This is a genomic window from Ereboglobus luteus (genome assembly GCF_003096195.1).
Lineage (GTDB): Bacteria > Verrucomicrobiota > Verrucomicrobiia > Opitutales > Opitutaceae > Ereboglobus > Ereboglobus luteus.
Genome location: NZ_CP023004.1, coordinates 2920945 through 2942124, shown reverse-complemented (window position 1 = coordinate 2942124; position 21180 = coordinate 2920945). Strand labels below are relative to the sequence as shown.

The 21180-nt window shown below is 58.6% G+C and carries 13 protein-coding genes; 6 read left to right on the top strand and 7 right to left on the bottom strand.

Annotated features, from left to right (window positions below; all coding sequences use genetic code 11):
* Positions 1–123 precede the first annotated feature (123 nt).
* From feoB to CKA38_RS10730, 6 genes are all read right to left on the bottom strand, one after another.
* Positions 124–2340 (bottom strand): ferrous iron transport protein B, encoded by a 2217-nt coding sequence (feoB, locus tag CKA38_RS10755; protein WP_236919002.1) that lies wholly within the window; start codon positions 2338–2340, stop codon positions 124–126.
* 163 nt (positions 2341–2503) lie between these two features.
* Positions 2504–2743 (bottom strand): FeoA family protein, encoded by a 240-nt coding sequence (locus tag CKA38_RS10750; protein WP_108825476.1) that lies wholly within the window; start codon positions 2741–2743, stop codon positions 2504–2506.
* Between the two features lie 180 nt (positions 2744–2923).
* Entirely contained in the window at positions 2924–3214 is a 291-nt protein-coding gene (locus tag CKA38_RS10745; protein WP_108825475.1) for a FeoA family protein, read from the bottom strand.
* A 143-nt stretch (positions 3215–3357) separates the two neighbouring features.
* Positions 3358–5424 (bottom strand): M3 family metallopeptidase, encoded by a 2067-nt coding sequence (locus CKA38_RS10740; protein ID WP_108826544.1) that lies wholly within the window; start codon positions 5422–5424, stop codon positions 3358–3360.
* Between the two features lie 141 nt (positions 5425–5565).
* Positions 5566–7059: a sodium/proline symporter PutP gene (gene putP, locus CKA38_RS10735; RefSeq protein WP_108826543.1), complete on the bottom strand. Its 1494-nt coding sequence runs from the start codon at positions 7057–7059 to the stop codon at positions 5566–5568.
* A gap of 210 nt (positions 7060–7269) precedes the next feature.
* Positions 7270–9867, bottom strand: coding sequence for a U32 family peptidase (locus CKA38_RS10730; RefSeq protein WP_108825474.1), 2598 nt, complete (start codon positions 9865–9867; stop codon positions 7270–7272).
* Between the two features lie 169 nt (positions 9868–10036).
* On the opposite strand from CKA38_RS10730, the gene CKA38_RS10725 reads away from it, so the two are divergent.
* From CKA38_RS10725 to CKA38_RS10710, 3 genes are all read left to right on the top strand, one after another.
* Complete coding sequence (locus CKA38_RS10725; RefSeq protein WP_236919000.1) at positions 10037–13372, top strand: family 78 glycoside hydrolase catalytic domain; 3336 nt, start codon at positions 10037–10039, stop codon at positions 13370–13372.
* A gap of 98 nt (positions 13373–13470) precedes the next feature.
* On the top strand, positions 13471–14154 hold the full coding sequence (locus tag CKA38_RS10720; RefSeq protein ID WP_152032814.1) for a hypothetical protein: 684 nt from the start codon (positions 13471–13473) through the stop codon (positions 14152–14154).
* A gap of 870 nt (positions 14155–15024) precedes the next feature.
* On the top strand, positions 15025–16074 hold the full coding sequence (locus CKA38_RS10710; protein ID WP_152032813.1) for a hypothetical protein: 1050 nt from the start codon (positions 15025–15027) through the stop codon (positions 16072–16074).
* A 142-nt stretch (positions 16075–16216) separates the two neighbouring features.
* Here CKA38_RS10710 and CKA38_RS10705 read toward each other — a convergent pair whose 3' ends face one another.
* The gene (locus CKA38_RS10705; RefSeq protein ID WP_108825469.1) at positions 16217–16567 is read right to left on the bottom strand and encodes a hypothetical protein; all 351 of its coding nucleotides are present in this window, start codon (positions 16565–16567) and stop codon (positions 16217–16219) included.
* 722 nt (positions 16568–17289) lie between these two features.
* Here CKA38_RS10705 and mobF point away from each other — a divergent pair.
* The 3 genes from mobF (at position 17290) to CKA38_RS15445 (ending at position 21170) form a co-directional block, all read left to right on the top strand.
* Positions 17290–20106 carry a MobF family relaxase gene (gene mobF / locus CKA38_RS10700; RefSeq protein WP_161554853.1) on the top strand — a complete coding sequence of 939 codons (2817 nt, stop codon included), beginning with the start codon at positions 17290–17292 and terminating at the stop codon, positions 20104–20106.
* Positions 20103–20534 carry a hypothetical protein gene (locus tag CKA38_RS15450; protein ID WP_152032811.1) on the top strand — a complete coding sequence of 144 codons (432 nt, stop codon included), beginning with the start codon at positions 20103–20105 and terminating at the stop codon, positions 20532–20534. Before mobF ends, CKA38_RS15450 begins: the two co-directional genes overlap by 4 nt.
* Positions 20535–20666: 132 nt before the next feature.
* The gene (locus CKA38_RS15445; protein ID WP_152032810.1) at positions 20667–21170 is read left to right on the top strand and encodes a hypothetical protein; all 504 of its coding nucleotides are present in this window, start codon (positions 20667–20669) and stop codon (positions 21168–21170) included.
* Positions 21171–21180 lie beyond the last annotated feature (10 nt).

The window sequence follows — 21180 nt, the reverse complement described above, 5'->3', positions numbered from 1 at the left end:
GTAGCACAGACATTCCTGTCTGTGCCGTGAATCGTGCGCCGCTCAGCACAGACAAGAATGTCTGTGCTACCTTGCGAGCGCCGTCTCCTGTTTTTATTCGTGTTCATTCGCGTCCATTCGCGGTTAAAATCCGAGCAGCGTTCCCACTTGGTAAACCGTGAAACACACCACCCACGCGGTGCCTGTCATGTAACCGAGCTGGAACAGCGGCCAGCGAAGCGAGTTGGTCTCGCGCCTCACCACGGCGAGCGTCGCCAGGCATTGCATCGCGAAAACATAAAATATCATCAGCGTCAGACACACCAGCGGCGTGAACAGCGGACGTCCGTCGGGCCACGTGGCCTTCGCCAGCGCGTCGCGCAACGGCACCACGTCGTCATCGCCCTCGCTCTCCACGTTGTAGACCACCTTCATCGTCGAGACAAACATCTCGCGCGCCGCCAGCGAACCGATCAGCCCGATACCGATTTCCCAGTTGAAACCGAGCGGCTTGATAACCGGCTCGATCGCGCGCCCCGCCATGCCCGCGAAACTATGCCGCAGTTGCTCGCTTTCATTTCCGCCATTCTCGGTAACAACAACCGCCTCCGCGTTCGCCGCCACCATCTCCGTCTGGCCTCTGGCCTCTGGTCTCTGGCTCGCTTCTTCCGCCACATCCATCTTCGGATACGCCGACAAAAACCACAGCACGATCGAAATCCCCAGAATCACCGTGCCCGCGCGTTTCAAAAACATCCACGCGCGCTCGAACATGTGCAGCAGCACGTCGCGAATGCGCGGCAGGCGATACGGCGGCAGCTCCATGATCAGCACCGGCGGCTCGCTCTTGAGCAGCGTGCGCTTGAACAGCCACGCAAAGCCAAACGCGCCCACGGGCCCGAGCATATACATGAGCATCATCAGGCCGACTTTCATGGCCAGAGACGCCTCGCCGCCCGGCACGATTGTCGCGATCATCAGGAAATAAACCGGCAGGCGCGCCGAGCAGCTCATGAACGGCGCGATCAAAATTGTGACGAGCCGGTCGCGCGGGCTCTCGATTGTGCGCGCGGCCATGATGCCGGGAATCGCGCACGCGTGCGCGCTGAGCAGCGGTATGAACGCCTTTCCGTTCAGTCCCACAAAACTCATCACCCGGTCCATGATAAACGCCGCGCGCGCCATGTAGCCCGTGCTTTCGAGCAGGCCGATGAAGAAAAACAAAATCAATATCTGCGGCAAAAACACCACCACGCCGCCCACGCCCGTGATCGCGCCGTCGGTGATCAAGTCGCGCAAATCGCCCGGCGCCATCGATTCCTTCACCCGGCCCGCCAGCCCGTCGAACCAGCTCTCGATCAGCTCCATCGGATATCCGGCAAACGTGAAGATGCTCAGGAACAACACCGTCATGAGCGCGCCGAGCACGAGCCAGCCCCACACCGGATGCGTCACCACCGCGTCGATTTTGTCGCTGCGCGACGGACCGGTGCGCGCGTTTTCCTTTTGCTCAACGATGCCCGCGCAAATCGCGGAGATCGCGTCGTAGCGGCTGTTCACGAGCGCGCCCGACCAGTCCATCCCCCCGGCGTCCCAGCGCTTTTTCCAATGCTCAAGAATCGAGTGCGTGCGCGCGCTCAGCGGAGTCGATCCGGCCACGCGCATCGCGTCCTGGTCGGTGAGCAGCAGCAACGCCTCCGCGCGCGCGATGAGCGGCGCCTTGCCGTCGTTGGCGACGAGCGACGATTGCAACTCCGCGACCGCCGGCGCGATCGCCGCGGGCACATCCCACGCATGGCGCGACAACGGCAGATCGGCGCGGCTCATCGCGAGCTTGATATCGACGATGCCCTTTCCATTGGCCGCCTCGCAGGCGATCACGGGAATGCCAAGCAGTTTTTCCAGGCGCGCCACGCGAATATTGATCCCCGCCTGCTCCGCGAGATCCATCATGTTGAGCACGAGAATCACGGGCCGCCCGAGATCGAGCACCTGGTGCACGAGGTAAAGATTTCGCTCCAAGTTAGCCGCGTCGACGACGCACAAAATCCGGTCGGGCTGCGGCGTGTCGGCGCGGCGGCCAAGAAGCACGTCGCGCGTCACCGCCTCGTCGGGCGAGCGTGCCGCGAGCGAATACGCGCCCGGCAAATCGATGAGTGTGATCGGATGCCCGTGCTGCGAATACGCGGCGCCAACCTTTTTCTCAACTGTGACGCCGGGATAGTTTCCGACCTTCTGCTTCAAGCCGGTGAGCGCGTTGAACAGCGTGCTCTTGCCGCAATTCGGATTGCCCACGAGCGCGTAAACAAGCGGACGCGAATGCGCGGAAGGAGGAGAAGATTTGGTGTGATTAACACTCATGGTCATTCGAGGCGCGCGTGCGCAAGGAGCGGCGGCGTCTCGCCGCCGGACGAGGTGAAGCCTCGCTGAAAAGTGTAATCCAATAGGTTGCAGCGTAAAAATACCGGCATGCATGATGCACCCATTCGGCGGCGGGACGCCGCCGCTCCTTGCTCACGCGCTCTCATTCCGTCGCCTCCACAATCACGAGCTCGGCCTCGCTTTTGCGCAACGAGAGATTGTAACCGCGCACTTTTATTTCGAGCGGATCGCCGAGCGGAGCGGCACGCATGAACGTGATTTTTGCGCCGGGTAACAATCCCATTTCGCGCAGACGCAGCGAAGCCGTGCCGGTCTTCGGCATTTCGCGCACGACAGCCATCGCGCCGATGGTGAGCTCGGAAAGTTTGCGGATGTTTGGCATGAAAAAGGGAAAAACTTAACCGCGGAAGGAAGTGGTGAGGCGCAGTCGCGACCGGAAGGAATGGCCGCAAAGAGGCGCAGAAGTCGCAAAAAGCGGAGTTTTTCCTTTTTGCGTCTCTTGCGCTTTTTTGCGGCTATTCTGATCTGCGTTCATCTGCGGTTAAAAAGGATTGCAGAAACCTCACGCCGCGCGCCCCGCCGCGCCGCGGATTGGTTCGACGACGATATGCTGCGCCGCAACCGAGCTGAGCGCCACGCGCACGCCGCAAAGTTGGCAGAGAAGCGTGTGCCGCCCGGAAATCTTATCGACGACCGCCGATTCGCAAAACCCCATCTCGCGCAACCGCTGGCACACCTCGACTTTCCCGGACAACTCGCACACGCGCCCCGACGCCCCCGTCGGAAGCTCGGTAAGCTTCATGCGCTGCGGTGCGCCGTGGCCATGCGTGCGTTGATGCGGTTGTGTCGTCATTTAGAGAAAAATAAACCACGACTAAGATGAGATTGGGTTTCAATGTCAATCAAAGGCTGCCACATTTCCATCTCGTTCGGCTTAATTCGACTTGGATCGATTTAAATCGACACAGGTCGACTTAAGTCGAATCGGAAGTCGCCTTACGCCAGCCCGTTGCGTTTCATCAGCGCGTCGATGCTTGGGTCGCGGCCCATGAAATCGCGGTAGAGTTTGTCGGCGTCCTCGCTGTTGCCCTTGCTCAAAACCGTGTCGCGAAACGCCTTTCCCGTTGCCGCGTTAAAAATGCCCTCGCGCTGGAATCGTGTGAACGCGTCCGCGTCGAGCACCTCGGCCCATTTGTAGGAATAATACCCCGACGCGTAACCGACCGGGCTCGAAAACAAATGGTGAAAACGGTTCACGTTCGTGCGCGCGGGCGGGTTGGTCGGAATCAGGCAGTCGGTGATCAGGCGGCGGATGCCCGGCTCTACGTCGGGCTCGCGCTTGAACTCGCCCGCGCTGATGTGCAGCAGCAAATCCATCGTGCCAAACGAAAGCTGGCGCATCTGCCCGCACGCCGAGCGGAAATTGCGCGCGGCAATCATGCGGCGGAAAAGTTCGTCCGGGATTTTTTCGCCCGTCTCGTAATGGCGCGCAAACAAATCCAAACCCTCGCGCTCCCACGTCCAGTTTTCCATGATCTGCGAGGGCAGTTCGACGAAGTCCCACGCGACGTTGGTGCCGTTGAGCGATTTCACGGGAACAGCCCCAAACAAGTGATGCATCAGGTGCCCGAACTCGTGGAAAATCGTCTCGACTTCGCTATGGTCGAGCAGCGCGGGTTTGCCGTCGACGGGCGGCGTCATGTTGCCGCAAATCAGCCCGAGGTGCGGCGCCCATGAACCGTCCGCGCGCGGCCCGCCGGTGACGAACGCGTCCATCCACGCGCCCGAGCGTTTCGACTCGCGCGGATACCAGTCGGAGTAGAACGAGCCGAGATGCGTGCCGTTTGCGTCATACATCTCGTAAAACTTCACGTCGGGATGCCACACCTCGACCTTGCCCGATCCCGTGCCGGTTTCGCGCTCCTTGACGGTGATGCCGTAAATGCGATTGCACACTTCAAACAGCCCCGCGAACACGCGATCCGCCGGGAAATACGGGCGCAGCGCCTCCTCGTCGAAATCGTGGAGTTTCTTGCGCATTTTTTCCGCGTAATAACTGATGTCCCACGGCGCGAGGTGCTCGCCCTTCCTTCCCGCAAACGCCTCCAATTCGCCGCACTCGCGATCGAAGGCGGGCTTGGTGCGGCGCTGCAGGTCGTTGACGAACGCGATCGCGCGCGCGCCGGATTTCGCCATGCGGCGCTCGAGAATCATGTCCGGAAAATGCGCCTTGCCGAGCAGCGCGGCCTTCTCGGCGCGCAACGCGAGGATGCGCGGAATGAGCGGCGTGTTGTCGGATGGCGCCTGCGCGCCGACGGCGTTGGACGCCTCGAACAGCTCGCGGCGCAAACTTGCATCGTCCGCGTAGGTGAGCACGGGATTGAGCGACGGCGCGTGCAAGGTGAAACGCCACGCGGGCTTTTCGGGCGTGGAGAGTCCCTTCGATTCGGCGTTGGCGCGCGCGGCGTTTTTGGCGCGCTCCGGCAGCCCGGCCAGACGCGACTCGTCGGTAATCACGAGCTCGTAGGCATTGGTTGCGTCTAGCACGTTTTCGGAAAATTTCTGCGTGAGTTGCGCGAGCTCCTTTTCAAGCTCGGCCATGCGCGCGCGTTTCTCCGGCGGCAAATCCGCGCCCTGCTGGCGAAACTCCGCGAGCGTTTCGCTGATGAGGCGAAGCTCGACCGGCTTGCGCGCCGCGCCCTTCGCGTCCCCGGATTCTGAATACGTTTTCAGCCGCTTCCATAATTCCGCGTTGAGTGGAATGCTCGCGACAAACGCGGTGACGGCGGGCTGCATTTCGTTGTAGGCCGCGCGCACCGCGGGCGAGTCCGCGACGGACTTCAGATGCTCGACGCGATTCCAAACGCCCCTGAAGTGTTCCGTCACGCGCTCGAGCGCGGCAAACGTGTTTTCGTAAGTGAGCGATCCAAGCGGCAGCACGGCGATGGCGTCGACTTGCGCCTTCGCGTCGGCGATGGCCTTGGTGATGTCGGCCTTGACGCGATCAGGCGTAAGCCGCGACCAGGGTATTTCAAAACGGGCGTCGAGAAAGGGATGATCCATGATGCCCTCCATGCGACGTCATGAAGCGGCGGTTTGTCAAGTAGGGGCGCACCTCGCGTGCGCCCTCGCGCCCGTCCGCATTACGGCCGGGCGCGCAAACAAAATGATTCTCTAAAACGAGGGCGCACGCCAGGTGCGCCCCTACATTCCGCGCACTTCCGCGTCCACCGCCTCGTGGCGCTCGACGATTTCCTTCGCGGGCGGCTTGCCGAGCAGGCTCACAACCACGATGGTAATTCCGCCGAGGACGAAGCCGGGGATGATTTCATAAATCGCAAAGGGCAGATGATGTTTGAACAGGATCATCAAAAGCACCGTCGCCGCGCCCACGAACATGCCCGCGGCGGCGCCGTTGCGCGTCATGCGCGGCCAGAAAAGCGACAGCACCACGGCGGGACCGAACGCCGCGCCGAAACCGGCCCACGCGTCGCTGACCATTTTGAGCACCTTGCTGTTCGGATTCATTGCGATGACAATTGCGATCACCGCGACGACGAGCACCATGATGCGCCCGCACCAGACGAGCTCCTTTTGCGACGCGGTTTTGCGCAGAAACGCGCGGTAAATATCCTCCGTCAGCGCGCTCGATGTGACGAGCAACTGGCACGAAAGCGTGCTCATAATCGCCGCCAAAATCGCCGCCAGAAACACGCCCGCGATCCACGGATTGAAAAGATTGCGCACCAGCTCGATGAACACCAATTCGCTGTTCTTGCTCACCGCGCCCGCAATCGCGGGATTGTTTGCGAAATACGACCAGCCGAAAACGCCCACGGCCACCGCGCCCGCGAGGCAAACCACCATCCATGTCATGCCGATGCGCCGCGCGGCCGGAATCTTCGCAGCGCTTTCCGCCGCCATGAAACGCACGAGAATGTGCGGCTGCCCGACGTAACCGAGCCCCCACGCCGCGAGCGAAATGATGGCGAGCGTGTCGAGATCGTGCGTGAGGCTGAAGAAGCCGGGCTTCACCGCCACCGTGTCGGCAAAACTTTGCGCGACTCCGCCGCCCGAATAAATCACCATGAGCGGCGTGATGATCAACGCCGTGATCATGAGCGAGGCCTGAATCGTGTCCGTCCAGCTCACGGCGAGAAAGCCGCCGATGAACACATACGTGATCGTCGCCAGCGCGCCAATCCAGAGCGCGGTGTTGTAAGGCATGCCGAACATCGACTCGAACAAACGCGCGCCCGCCACGACACCCGACGCGCAGTAAAGTGTGAAGAACACAAGAATCACCGCCGCCGTGAAAATGCGCAGGATGCTGCTCTTGTCCTTGAAACGCACGCTGAAGTAATCGGCGAGCGTGAGCGCGTTGTCGCATTTTTCGGTGTAGATGCGCAGGCGGCCCGCGACGAATTTCCAGTTGCACCACTGGCCGATGATGAGGCCGATTGCGATCCACGATTGCGACACGCCGGAAAGAAAAATCGCCCCGGGCAGCCCCATGAGCAACCAGCCGCTCATGTCCGACGCGCCCGCCGACAGCGCCGTCACAAAACTGCCGAGCCTGCGTCCGCCGAGGATGTAATCGGACAGGTTGCTCGTTGAGCGGTATCCAAGCCAGCCCACAAGGAGCATAAGCACAATATAAACGGCAAAAGTGACGATGGTAGGTGTGTCAACGGTCATTAGGTCAAACAGATGGTAGGGTTTCGCGGTGCAATAAAAACCGCGCAGCATGTGGAAAACTCCAATGGGAGGGAATGACAAAAACCGTGTTCCGAAAAAAAGCCGCGCATCTCAAATTCTGATCACCCCGGGAACGCCGGCATCTTGCCCGCAGGTTTGGAGGTTTGTGCGGGCAGGATGCCCGCGCTCCCAGGCGCAAGCGCGTTCCCGTCAACTTTTGCGGCGGATTATCCGCGGGGCGGCCTCCATTTGGCCGCGCGTCACGCCGAGTTGGTTGAGCAGTTTTAATTCGCGCCAGAGTGCCGCGCCGTCGATTTCACCGCGCAGGAGTTGGCGGTAGCGCGCGAGCGTTTGCACGACTTCGCCGGGCGTCTCGTCAACAAACTCCACGCGAAAATGGCGCGCGCCGAGCGCAAGCAGTCGCGCGACATACTCGGCGCCGGTTTGCGCGCGGTTGTTGAAAACGGTGTTGCGGCATCCGGCGTCGGCCTTGAGCGGGAACTCCGCGCCCGTCCTGTCGCGCAAGCGCACGCGGTGTTTTTCGCAGGGGCGTCCGCAGTCGTGATAATCCCTGCCGTCGGAGAGGAACGAACAAAACACGCAGTGCTCCATGTGAAACATCGGCATGCGCTGGTGAATCGTAATGTCGTAGGATGCCGGCATGAGCGCGCACGCATCGTTGTTCGACGCCAGCAACAGAGCCTCGAGTTGCGCGATGTTCAGGTCGTAGGATGCCGTGACGCGCTCCAGACCGTGGTGTGCGAGAAAATATTCGGCAGTGATCTGGTTGGCGACGTTGAGCGAAAAATCGCCCCGTTTGCGATCGTCCGCAAAGTAGCGCAGGTGGTCGGCGTTGCGCACAATGTAGCCGTCGGCGTTCGCCGAGCGTGTTTGCGCGAGTATCCATTCCTCGCCGGGCTTGGTGATGCGCGGCGGCGCAACCCATATTTCAAAATCCGGTTTCCCCAAATTGCGGACGCGCGCCACCGCCTCGCGGTAGTGCTTTGGGTTTTCGAACTCGCAATAAACCGTCGCGATGTCCGGAACCGTGAGCGCCGCCTCAAGCTGGGAAAGATTGCGGAGGACGGGAATGATTTCGGGTGCGTCGGGTTGGGTGGCACGGGCGGCTCGCCCGTGATTCGTCGCATTATGCAACACGGGCGAGTCGCCCGTGCCACTCGATCCGGAGCGAATCGTCCAGCGTTTCGGCGCGGCGCGCAGGGCGGTGAGTTTTTCAGCGGCGGCGCGGCGCAGGCGATTGAGCTCGCTCATCGGCAGCATGACGTCGCCCTCGAGACGCGAAGCGAGCTTGCCAAGATTGTAGGGCGTGCCGCCGAGGCGTCCGAGTTGATCGCGCAAGCGCGCCTCCGTAAGCGGCTGGGTTTGCGCGGGCGCGAGCGCGACCGCGGAATCCTCGCGCACGACATGCCCGGCGCGGTCGTTGAGAATCAGCGTGAGCGGCGCGCCGGCGCGGCCGTGCACCTCGGCGTCAACGGAGCGCGTGTGACGAATCTTGTCGCCGTCGTAGGTGGCGCGCAATTCACGGTCGAGCGCGGGGTCGTTGGTTTTCCACAAAAGCTGGCCGGAGCGCACGCGACCGAAATTGATGTCGCCATGGCCGAAGCGCAGCGTCGTTTCGCCGCCGGGGCGCGCATCGACTTGGTAAACGCGGCCGCCCTCCTCGCGGATTTCGGGCGTGCCCGCGTCGAACACAACGCCGTCGCCCGGCTTGAGCGGCGCGACGAGGCGGAGCGTGACGCTTTCGTTTTGCACGCGCGCGACCTCGCCCAAAAACACGCCTCGCTTGGTGCCGAAACGCGCGTGGACGAGATTTTGATTGTCGATGCCGCGAAACCAGCCCGTCCCCAGCCCGCGCGAAAAAGTCATCTCCAGTTCATATTTCGAACGCGAGGCAGTCCCGGACTGCGAATCGCCCCCGCCATTCTCCATTATACATTTTTCATTCTTCATTAGTTTATCGAGCGCCGCCCGATAAACGCGCGTGATGCTCGCCACGTATTCGGGCGATTTCAGGCGACCCTCGATTTTGAGCGAGGCGACGCCGAGGCGCACGAGTTCCGGCAGCACGTCGATGCCCGCGAGATCACGCGGGCTGAGCAGGTAGCGCCGGTCGCCGAGGTCGACCTTGCGGTCGTCGCAAATCAACTCGTAAGGCAGCCGGCACGCCTGCGCGCATTCGCCGCGATTGGCGGAGCGCCCGCCGAGCGCCTCGCTGGTCAGGCATTGGCCGGAGTAGGCCACGCAAAGCGCGCCGTGCACAAACACCTCGATCGAAAGCGGCGCATGGCCGGAGGCGCGCTGCGCGGCCTGGATCGCCTCGATGTCGGCGAGCGTGTTTTCGCGGGCGAGCACCACGAGCGACGCGCCGAGTTCGCGCGCAAGCGTAACGCCCGCCGCGCTCGTGACCGTCATTTGCGTGGATGCGTGAATCGGAAAATCGGGCGAGATTTCGCGGATGAGTTTGCACGCGCCCACATCCTGCACGATGGCGGCGTCGGCCCCGGCGGCGATGATTGTGCGCGCGTAGTCGCGCGCCTCGTCGATCTCGCCGGGAAACACAAGCGTGTTGAACGTCACGTAACCGCGCACGCCGCGCTTGTGCAGAAACTCCATGAGCGCGGGCAGGTCGGCCTGCGTAAAATTTTTCGCGCGCATGCGGGCGTTGAAGCGTTCCAGTCCGAAATAGACCGCGTCGGCGCCGTTCTCGACCGCCGCGCGCACGCATTCCCAATCCCCCGCGGGCGCGAGGATTTCGGGACGGCGAGGCGTGTCGGTTGGTTGCACCATGCAAAACAACTACAAGCCAGCCCGCTCAAATCAAGCGCGCGAAATCACGTCTTAATTTTCATCAAATGCGTTCAAAAAAATTTGGTAATTTTTCCGCAGTTTTCTGCGTTTCCGCTTCACCTTGCGTCCCATGCGCATAAAACATCGTTTCATGTTTCGTATCGGAACGATGATCTGCAAAACATGCGTGTCGCGCCACGCCTTCGCGGCGGTTGCGATGATTGTCACTTTGTTCGCCTTCGCATCCGCCGCGCGCGCCACGCTTGCGGTCGATTCGCTGCGCTGCGAAAATCTCGAAAGCCCGCTCGGCATCGACTCCGACAAGCCGCGCTTCAGCTGGCGCATCTCCTCGCCTGAGCGCGGCGAAAACCAAGTCGCCTACGAAATCCTCGCGGCCACGAACGCCGAGCGTCTCGCGCGCGACTACGGCGACCTCTGGAATAGCGGACGCGTCACATCTTCCGAAACCCTCAACATCCCCTACAACGGACGCCCCCTCGCCACCTCGCAGCAAGTTTTCTGGAAAGTTCGCGCATGGAGCAACGCCCCCGGCTCTCGCGCCTCGGAGTGGAGCCCCGTCGCCACCTTCACCACGGGCGTGCTCGACACTCCGCTCGGCCCCGGCTGGCAGCCCGGCGCGCAATGGATCACCGACCCCGAGCTTCTCAAATGGGAGCGCAAGGCGTTCGGCTTCTGCTCTCGCGAGGGCAAACACGCAAACGCTCCCAAATGGGTGCAGCTCGACCTCGGCTCGCCGCAGTCCATCGACACGGTCATCCTTCGCGCCGTCCGGCACGGTTTTCCGGACCGGCACGGTTTTCCCGTTCGTTTTAAAATCGAGGCGTCGGATGATCCCGCCTTCAAAAAAGCCCACCGCATCCACACCATCTCCGACGACACCGCAAACGATCTCAATCCGCGAAGCGCCGTCATCATGCGCACGCCCCCGGCAACGCACACCGCCATCGCGCGCTACCTCCGAGTCACCGCAACCAAGCTCCGCGCGCCCGCCGACGGCAAACCGGTTCTCGCCCTCAGCCAGATCGAAGTCCTTTCCGGCCCCGACAAAAAGAACATCGCGGTCAACGCCCCCGTGACCGCGAGCGACATCAGCGACGACAGCGTGAACTGGCAGCCCGGCGCGCTCACGGACGGACTCGACACCTCCGACCACAACCCGCGCGCCAACACCACCCTTCTCCTGCGCCGCAAGTTCAACGTGCGCCCCGGCCTTGTCCGCGCGCTCGCCCACATCACCGGCCTTGGCCATTATGAGTTTTCCGTCGGTTGCACGCGCATCACCACCGGCCTCCTCGCTCCGGGCTGGACCAACTACGACAAAACCGTCCTCTACGACACCTACGACATCACCTCGCGACTCCACGAGGGCTCCAACGTCCTCGCGCTCATCCTCTCCGGCGGCTTCTACAACATCCGGCCCGACCCGCTGAACCGCTATCACAAGTTCACAACACCCTTCCGTCCCCTTGCCGCCTACGGACAAATCCGCCTCGAATACGACGACGGCCTCGTCGAAACAATCAGCACCGACGGCGCCTGGCGCGTCTCGACTGGCCCCGCCACCTACTCCAACCTCTACGGCGGCGAGGACTACGACGCCCGCCTCGAACCGCGCGGCTGGACCGACTCCGGATTTGACGACAGCGCGTGGACGCCCGCCGCAACCACCCCCGGCCCCGCCGGCAAATTCCGCGGACTCTCGCTCGCATCCCCGCATTTCAACCATTTCGAGAAATTCTCACCTGTATCCGAAAAACAAATACGCGACGGCGTCAGCATTATCGACTTCGGGCAAAACGCCTCGATGATGCCCTCGCTCACCGTGCGCGGCCCCGCCGGCTCCATCGTGCGCCTCACGCCCGCCGAGCTCGTTGATCCCGACACCGGCGCGCTCGACCGCAGGTCGGTCGGCGGAGGCGCCGCCTACTGGCAATACACGCTGCGCGGCGATCCCTTCGGTGAATCGTGGACGCCCGACACCTATTACCACGGCACGCGCTACATTCAGGTCGAGCGCATCCCGCCCGACGGCGGCCAAAACCGCCCCGTCGTCGAAAAAATCAAATCACTCGTCACCCATTCCGACACGCCGACCGCAGGAGATTTCGCCTGCTCGGACGAACTCTTCAACCGCATCCGCACGCTCGTGCGCTGGGCGCAGCGCAGCAACCTCGCGCATGTCCTCACCGACTGCCCGCACCGCGAAAAACTCGGCTGGCTCGAACAATACCACCTCAACGGCCCCGCGCTCCGCTACGAATGGGACGCCGCGCGCCTCTTCGCAAAATGCTTCCGCGACATGGCCGACTCGCAACTCCCCTCCGGCCTCGTCCCCGACATCGCGCCCGAATACACCATCTTCGCCGGCGGCTTCCGCGACTCCCCCGAATGGGGCGCGGCGTTTGTCCTCGCCGCCTGGCAGCACTACATCTGGACCGCCGACGACAAACCCCTGCGAGACTACTTCGACGCGATGGATGACTACGTCGACTATCTCAACACCCGCGCCAAAAAATATATCCTCTCGCACGGCCTTGGCGACTGGTTTGACTCCGGGCCGCGCCGCCCCGGCGTCTCGCAACTCACCCCCGTGCCCCTCACCGCCACCGCCATTTATTACGAAATCACACACACGCTCGCGCGCATCGCCACCGTCATCGGCCGCGAAGACGACGCCTCGCGCCTGAACAAGGAAGCCGCAAAAATCGCCGACGCCTTCAACCGCGCCTTCCTCAACAACGACGGCGACCCCGCGCAAAAACCCTTCACCGACGATCCAAACATCGCCACCTACGCCACCGGCTCGCAAACCGCGCAAGCCATGCCCCTCGCGCTCGGCCTTGTCCCGCCCGAACGTCGCAAAGTCGCGTTCGACACACTCGTCGCGCGCCTTCAAGCCGACGACTACGGAGTCACCTCGGGCGATGTCGGTTATCGCTATCTCCTCCGCGCCCTCGCCAACAACGGCCGCTCCGACCTCATCCACAAAATGCTCACGCGAGGCGACGAAAAACCCGGTTACGCCTACCAACTCGCCCAAGGCGCGACCAGCCTGACCGAGGCATGGAACGCCCGCCGCCAAACCTCGCAAAACCACTTCATGCTCGGCCAGGTTACGGAATGGTTTTACGGCGACCTTGTGGGCGTGCAGCCCGATCCCGAAGGCCCCGGCTTCCGCAAAATCTTCATCAAGCCCCAAGTCGTCGGAGACATCACCTGGGCCCGCGCCACCTACGAATCACCTCGCGGCCCGGTCGCGTGCGCATGGAAAAAGGAAGGCGGAAAATTTGTATTGAAAATCTCAATACCCACCGGCTCGACCGCCACGGTCCACATTCCGACCAAAAATCCGGCAACCGTGCGCGAAGGCGGTGTTGCAGTCGCAAACGCCAAGGGCGTCCGCGCCCTGCATGATGCCGGCGCCAATAACAAGGCCGTCTACACCATCGAATCCGGCAATTATATTTTCACCGCGGAGCAGTAATACCAATCGCAATCGAAAATGACGCATTTGGCAGGACAAATTCGTCTCGGTGAAAAAACTCGCCCACACCTATGCGGAAACAATAGCACGATAGCCCTATGAACGCACAGCAACGGTTTGATATGGATCCATGCGGCAGCGAACGCGCAACCAAGAAAAGCATAGCAGGGAAAGTTTGGATTCTCGCATTTGTGGTCATTGCGTTGAGTGCCGTCATTGCTGCCTATTATATTGGAAGACACATCGGCCAACACAACGCACGATTGGAAATAGATAGCGAAGCAAGATATCGCGTTTATCTCGTCGAGCGCATTGCCCGTCTCGAGTCTGAAATCGTCAACAAGGAAGAGCGAAGAAACAGGACAAAGGAATGGGAGGATAGAGCGGATAAAAGAAGACTGGAAACCCTCCGCGCTGAGCTATCTGCCGCTAAACTACAACCTCGATTGGCTGATCTGTTAGACCCGCCGCCTCCGAGCCTTGTCGATCCGGCCCTTTATGAAAAGATTTGGATGTCGCGATCAATCAAAGATGTCTTCGGTCTCATGGTTGAGTTTTACGACAAAACCGGTGTAAAGCGCCACCAAACAGTATATCAATATTTGGAAGGCAAAAATCTCATGATTCCCTCGAAAAACAATATGTCTGATGATCAAGCAAGAGTCATAGGGACGGATGCCGCTGATGCAGTGCACGAACTCTACCTTCGCGCCAAAAGAAGAGATAAAGCCTTGGATGAAGGGATTCCCATACCCTCAAAAGAAAAAACCTCCGAAAAGTAATTTCACTACACCGAAGCCGCATGGCGGAGGAGGAGGGATTCGAACCCTATTCCGTGCTTTCGATTAAGTCGTTGAGATTAGCGGACTTGTTGATTATTAATGTTTTACGACAAGAATACAGTAGCAGAAAAGAGCAATCAAGGGAAGCAAAAAGAAGCGTTTTTGACAACCTTGTGGCAACCTAGTGCCCATTCCAGCATAGCTTTCACCTTGTATGTATTCAGTTATTGAATACATATTCTCTTTCTAAACTGCCTGATTTTTACGATTTTGCACGTCTTAAATCAAGATTCGGGACAGTTGCACGTCACACTCGGTTCTTTTTGCGGAATTGAGGGAGGCAATGCGATTTCATCGCAAATTGCGATTGGGCACGATGGCGGTTTTGGCAGTTGCCTGCGATGTGATGTCCGATGGCGTTTGCTTCTTTGTGGAATCGGTGCGGGCGTCGGCCTTATTCGGGCAGTCCAGCGTTTCTGCGCGTTTTCGCAGGTCACGGGCAAAGCGGGCAACGCACGGTGGCGCGACCATGTTAAACCTTCGCACACCATTGCCGGACGGAACATCGGCCAGCCGCCAGCGAGCGGCGCAATGAAACTTCCTTGTGTTTTTTCGGCTGTGCCCCGATAGGCGCAGAAAAACACGGCTGTCAAGGTGGAGGCGAGGAACGAGCACTACCTTGAACAGCCGTGGCATAATGGCGCGCGGGGCACGGCGATGTGCGTTCGTTTGAGTTTCATTCAGATAGGACTTGTAGGCGTTGAATCAAGAGGGTTGCTTGCGTGAAATCTGCTAGGAGTTTAAACTGTGATGCAACTTCAACAATCAAGTTTTCTTGAACAATGACTTTACGAAGTAATGCTTCATTCATTGAAACGTAGCGACCATATTCCCAGCGAACTCTTGCGTATCTTAGGCGATAGCGCCTATTCGCATGATACGTCACTTGTTGATGGGCCTGCCTGTGGGAATTTTTTGAGCAAAATCGAAGGGGTATTGAGTGAGCAGAAGGCGAACCCTATTCGTATTCACGGGCAGCGGGTTCAGTCTATGTTTGCATATGTCGCTGCCGCCTTGGGCAAGTGTAAGTTAATTCTGGAAGAAGACGCGGGTATGTTTTTTAGCGAATGCGAGGGCATTAATAGACCTGACTTCCGGATAGTCACATCTGAAGGGACGGAATTCTTAGTGGAGGTAAAAAATCATTATGAGAAGAATCCGCCTCAGCCGTTTCGAATTAAGCAAGCATACTTGGAATCGTTGACTCGTTATGCTGCCATAATGGGCATTCCTTTAAAGTTCGCGATTTATTGGTCTCGTTGGAATACTTGGACTTTAATTGATTCATCTGTGCTCAAGTGCCCCGAAAGCAAGGACTTTCGGCTGACATTCCCGGTTGCGATGAAAAATAATGAAATGAGTGCAATAGGAGACTCGCTGATAGGCACGGTTTCGCCACTTTCATTGCGTTTGTATGCCGATACTTCGAAAGCTCGCGATATCGGTCATTCCGGAGAAACTAATTTTACGATTGAACGCATATCGCTCCATGCAGGCTTGGAAGAAATTTTGGATGCCGAGGAAAAACAAATAGCTTGGTTCCTAATGCACTATGGCGAATGGAATAAATTCACTAAGACTGCAAAAATCAGCGATGGCAAATTGGACTTTTGCGAAATAGCAATCGCGCCAGAGACACCGTCAGAAAATCAAGGTTTTGATACCATTGGCTATCTCAGTGGAATGGTTTCAAATCGGTATAAAAATGCTACGTCAGATAATGGGCAAATTACCTCTTTCACGCCTAAAGTGGATGCGAGTAAATTAGGCGTGCGTATTCCCGAAAACTATCAAGGGAATGTGCTTCATTTGTGGCGGTTTCATATCACCCCCACATCAGAGGATGATGGACAAAATTGATACAGATTTTTCGTAAAATACGCTCGCGATAAATGGGGCGCATTACACAAGGTGAGAAGTTCCGCTCCGTAAGGATGCCCAAATAAAAACGCGACGGTGGCGGTGCCGTCGCGCTTCATGTTTGGAGCGTGCTTTTGCCGCATCAAAGCCATTGGTGCTTGAGTTGGTAGCCATCGCTGAAGAGTGCGTGACCGAGATTGTAAACCGACGAAAATCCGACATCGGTTCCACACCCGCCGATGCGAACGGCGTCGTATCTACGATCATACGGGTATCGGAGTGCTTTGGCCGTGCTCCATGTGATTCGGAAGGGTTGGTTTCCTTTCACAAGGTAGAGGTCGATAAGGCGGCTCATCCCCGATTTGCTGACGTGCCGAAGTATCGTGTAAACGGTGTCTCCAGGTTTGATCTGTTCCTTTAGATATTCGAGGGCTTCCTCGTGTTCGGATTTCTTAGCGGAAGCGTTAGTTTTTTGAGCGGTGTCGCTGGTCATTTTATGAAGCGAAGTCGCGCAACGAAAGTCTCCGGCGTCGTGCCGGGGCATCCTCTGTTGCCCGATTTCCCCGCCCAGCGGCACACCAAGTCAAAGACCGCTTGGCGCGCGTGCGCCGAGCGGTCGTGGTGGAGATGCGACGAAGGAGCATACGACCTTGACGGTGTGCGATAATGGAAAATCAGGGCAGAGCTATTTTCCTTTGCATTGGCTTGTAAGCGGCATGGTTGCCCCTATTTTTCGAGACAGGTGCGCCGTTCATCAGCGCCGCCAAAAACGCCATTGCGGAACAGGGCGGCGGGAGGCGGCGCGAAACAGATGCACAACGCAACGAACTCTCGGAAAGCCAACGCGGGCCTCCCGCCGCCCTGTTCCGCTTGGGCGTTTGGCTCGCGCAATAATTACTCCGCGTTTGCACGATGGCGCGTCGCGAAACAAGGGACGCAGGAGCGCGGCGCGCTTTCGTGCCGGTTGGATAAAAGTGCTGCGACTTATTTCCCACATCCGTCCGCGCACGGCAAAATCAGGGCAAATGCGATACCCTTCCAGCCCCTATTTTAATTCGCAATGCGCCGGTATGGTGCGGGAATGAAAGCCCTAAAAAAGACATTGCGCCCTTGCGCAAGGGGAGAGGCGTCCTGCTCACAAAAAACGCAAGTGCGTTTCGAGTGCGCGCGGCATGTCCCGATTTGTTTCGCGCCGGTCGCATGGGAGGTATCGTCATGCTGAGTCCGAAGCCGCAGTTGAATCTCGCCAATGCGCTGGGATATTTTCGCGAGCATCTGGCCGTTGGAGATTATTACATGGACGGTCATGTGGTCGCCGGTCAGTGGCGTGGCATCGCCGCGTCGATGCTCGATTTGGAGGGCGTTGTCACCGAGGAAAAGTTTCTCTCGATGTGCCAGGGTATCCATCCCGACACGGGCCAGCGCCTGACGATGCGGCACAATACGACGCGCCGGGATGGCGAGCACACCGTGTCGAATCGCCGCGTGTTTTATGACTTCACGATCAGTCCGCCGAAGTCGGTTTCGGTGGTCGCGTTGTATCAAGATGCCCGCATTATTGCGCTCCACGATCACGCGACCCGTGTGATGATGGATGAACTGGAAAAGTTTGCAGAGACGCGCGTGCGCAAAGGCGGCGCGAATAGCGAGCGCGTCACCGGCGGAGTCGCCGCCGCGATGTTCCGGCATGACACGAGCCGGGAACTCGACCCCCATTTGCACACGCACTGCGTGGTCTTCAACGCGACCTATGATTTTGCCGAGGAAAAGTGGAAGGCGCTTCACGCGACGGGCATGTATCGGGCGCAAAAATTCGCGGAAAATTTGTATTATCACGAACTGGCAAAAGGGCTCCGGCAACTCGGCTATGACATCACCAACACGCCGACGGGATTTGAAATCCAAGGGGTGCCGCAAAGCGTGATCGACCGCTTTTCCAAACGGCATCAACAGATCGACGCGGAGACGAAAAAACGAATCGAAACAGAAGGATTGCGCGGCAACGAAAAAGCGCTGCGCGAGCAAGTCGCGCATGACAAGCGGCGTCGGAAAATCAAGAACATGCCGGCGGAGCAACTGCGGCCTCATTGGGCTGCGGAGATGCCGGAACCCGAGCGTGCCGCGCTTGCGAAAATCGGGCCGCCAAAGCTGCCGCCGCCGCTGCCGGAAACATCCGTGGGAAAATGCGGGCTGCCCCAATTAGTTGAATGGGCGGATGCTCACCTGTTTGAACGGCGTTCGGTCGTCGGTGACTACGAGTTGATGTCGTCAGTTTTGGAGCGCGGGCGCGGTGAAAATTTTGCGCTGGCGGACTTGGAAAAAAACGTGGCGGAACGCGGATACATCCGCGATGCGCAGTCGCGCAAGCTGACCTCGCGGGATGCGCTTTCTTGCGAATTGTCCATTGTGCTTGCCGCTCAAAACGGGGTGCGAAATCACGCCGCGTTCAATGCGGCGCATCAACCCGCACCGTCACTTTCGGCGGAGCAACGCGCGGCGGTTTCGCGCATTTTGCGCAGCCGCGATTTTATCACGGTTTTTCAGGGCGGCGCGGGCACGGGAAAAAGCTTTGCGCTGCGAGAAGTCGTGCGGGGATTGGAAGCGGCGCGGCATCCGGTCGTCGTGATCGCGCCGCAACATCAGCAAGCGGCAGATTTACGGCGCGACGGGCTGGCCTCGGCGGACACGCTCGCGCGGTTGCTCGCGGTCGGCGCGAACGCCCGTTTGCCGCGTGGCGCGGTCGTGATTGTCGATGAGGCGGGGCAAGTCGGCGGACGCGACATGCGCGCGTTGATTGAGCGAGTGCAGGCTTGCGGCGGGCGATTGATTTTGTCGGGTGACATCCGGCAGCAAGGCGCGGTTGCGGCATCCGATGCGTTGCGTGCGATTGAGGAGCATACGAGTTTGCAAACGGTGCGTCTGGGCGCGATTCGCCGCCAAGACCCGCAAACCGTGCAGTCGAGGGAAGAAAAGGCGTTTGTCCGAAAATACCGCGCGGCGGTGAAAGCGGCGGCGGAAGGTCGTTTGGTGGATTCGTTCGACAAACTGGACGCGCTCGGCTGCGTGCGCGAACTCGATGTCGAAGATCGCATGGCGGAACTGGCGCGCGAGTATTGCGATGCGCTTGCCCGCAAGGAAAAGGTGCTCGCCGTTGCCCAAACTTGGGATGAAGTGCGCGCGGCCAACGACGCGATTCGCTCCCGCTTGCGGGAAACCGGAAAGCTGGGCGAAGGCGTGCCGGTCATGTCCTGGCAATCGACTGATTTGAGCGAGGCGCAAAAGTGCGACGCACGGTATTACACGCCGGATGCGCGAGTTTTCTTCGTGCGTGATTACGGGCGATTCAAGCGTGGTGATTGTTACGAGGTCGCCGGCGCCGACGAGCGCGGCGTGGCCTTGGGAAAAGACGGAAGAACCACGACCATAAGCTACCGCTATGCGGACAGATTTGTGGTCGTGAAGACGCGGCAACAAGAGTTGGCGCGTGGGGATCGGCTGCTGATGAAATTTAATGGAGACTCAATCGAAGGAAAGGCGGTTAGGAACGGCGAACTGGTGACGATATGTCGTGTGTTAAAAGACAAAAGCATCCGGGTTCGAGACGACGAGGGAACGATAAAAACACTCTCCGCGGAGCAGCGAATGTTCGTGCCGGGATACGCAGTGACTTCGTATGCATCGCAGGGAAAAACCGTCGATACCGTGCTCGTTTCGCATGACGCCGAGCAAACGCCGATAAATCGGCACCAATGGTATGTCGGCATCTCGCGTGCGCGGCGGAAAGTCGTCGTGTTCACCGGCGACAAGGAAGCGTTGCGCCTTAACATCGAGCGCGAATCCGACCGCGAACTGGCGCTGTCGATCAAGCCGGACGATGCGACGGTCGAGCGAATGCGCGAAAGACTTATGGAGGAGCATCAACACCGATTGTCACTGCAAGCGCGACAACGCTTGCATGAGTCAGTCAGACAGTGGGTGCCGCCTCCGCAACAACAACAAAACCATACAACAAACAGAGGAATACGACCATGAGCCTTCGAGAAGAAATCGAGCGTCGCCGTATGGCGCATGCTGTAAGCAACGCAGCTAATAAACCAAACGGTATCTCTGACACGCTCTCAATCACCACCCCGGCCTCAACGCCAACGGCATCTCCACCAGTGTTTCTGCGAGTCATGAAATTGGACAAACAATGCTGGGTTCTCCCGTGGGCTTGTTTTCAGGGTATCGGGTTTAGTCCATCTGCCACATTTATTGGCACATCAGACAAATGCGAACGCTTGAATCTCGTCTTCCTGCGCCATGAAGTAATTGTGCACGGGTATAACCTCATCAACATTATTGGCGCTATCGAAGAAATGGCTCTTCACGCGTTATGCGAAATATCAGAGAAATACCTTGATGTTGAGATTGCTGGCAAAACGGCAAGAGTTTTAGAAATATCTGTCAACAAGTTGTAGGATAAAGGGTTGAAATTGCTTTATGGACCCTTGGCATAAATCCACACTTGTCACCCGTCATCCAAACAAACGATGGTAATTGTAAGTCAATTTCTCTTTATTCCACTGATTCAGAAGGTAATCTAACAATCCATGCAATACGTTGAAGCTAAAATCGCAAAAAAAGAAGATGTCGTTAAGGCTGTTAAGGATGGCTTACAGTTGAGCGCAATAGCTGCTTTCTCGGAAGAAGAAGGTGGTTGGCGTCTTGATATTCAATTTATACGTGATGCGCAGCTGCACTCGTATCAAGGGCGTCTATTTCGCGCGCCAACTGAGCAAGCGGCACAAGAAACAGCTCAAAAACAATTAAATCAGATGCTCGGAAAACCGAGAGAGGGCGGAAAAAAATACAGTAATACATACCTGTTGGCAAAAGAAGCGTTGGAAAGAAAAATACAACAAATTTGGGATGCTTCCGCAGAAACTGAAACTGACCTCATAAAACCCGGCCCAATCAAGTTCAATTGGACGCGAAAAGAGCCGGCAATTCGAGTGATTCGACCGACAAGTATGAAAAAAATAGAAGAAAAATATAACCCCGAGTTCAAGGAGTTCGTCAACGCTTCCAAAGACGAAGCGCAAAAGCAATTTTAGCTAAAGCAAA

Bases quoted from the DNA above. Each gene is read 5' to 3' on its own strand.
- feoB (WP_236919002.1), bottom strand. From the start codon at position 2,340: ATGAGTGTTAATCACACCAAATCTTCTCCTCCTTCCGCGCATTCGCGT.
- CKA38_RS10750 (WP_108825476.1), bottom strand. From the start codon at position 2,743: ATGCCAAACATCCGCAAACTTTCCGAGCTCACCATCGGCGCGATGGCT.
- CKA38_RS10745 (WP_108825475.1), bottom strand. From the start codon at position 3,214: ATGACGACACAACCGCATCAACGCACGCATGGCCACGGCGCACCGCAG.
- CKA38_RS10740 (WP_108826544.1), bottom strand. From the start codon at position 5,424: ATGGATCATCCCTTTCTCGACGCCCGTTTTGAAATACCCTGGTCGCGG.
- putP (WP_108826543.1), bottom strand. From the start codon at position 7,059: ATGACCGTTGACACACCTACCATCGTCACTTTTGCCGTTTATATTGTG.
- CKA38_RS10730 (WP_108825474.1), bottom strand. From the start codon at position 9,867: ATGGTGCAACCAACCGACACGCCTCGCCGTCCCGAAATCCTCGCGCCC.
- CKA38_RS10725 (WP_236919000.1), top strand. From the start codon at position 10,037: ATGATCTGCAAAACATGCGTGTCGCGCCACGCCTTCGCGGCGGTTGCG.
- CKA38_RS10720 (WP_152032814.1), top strand. From the start codon at position 13,471: ATGAACGCACAGCAACGGTTTGATATGGATCCATGCGGCAGCGAACGC.
- CKA38_RS10705 (WP_108825469.1), bottom strand. From the start codon at position 16,567: ATGACCAGCGACACCGCTCAAAAAACTAACGCTTCCGCTAAGAAATCC.
- mobF (WP_161554853.1), top strand. From the start codon at position 17,290: ATGCTGAGTCCGAAGCCGCAGTTGAATCTCGCCAATGCGCTGGGATAT.
- CKA38_RS15450 (WP_152032811.1), top strand. From the start codon at position 20,103: ATGAGCCTTCGAGAAGAAATCGAGCGTCGCCGTATGGCGCATGCTGTA.
- CKA38_RS15445 (WP_152032810.1), top strand. From the start codon at position 20,667: ATGCAATACGTTGAAGCTAAAATCGCAAAAAAAGAAGATGTCGTTAAG.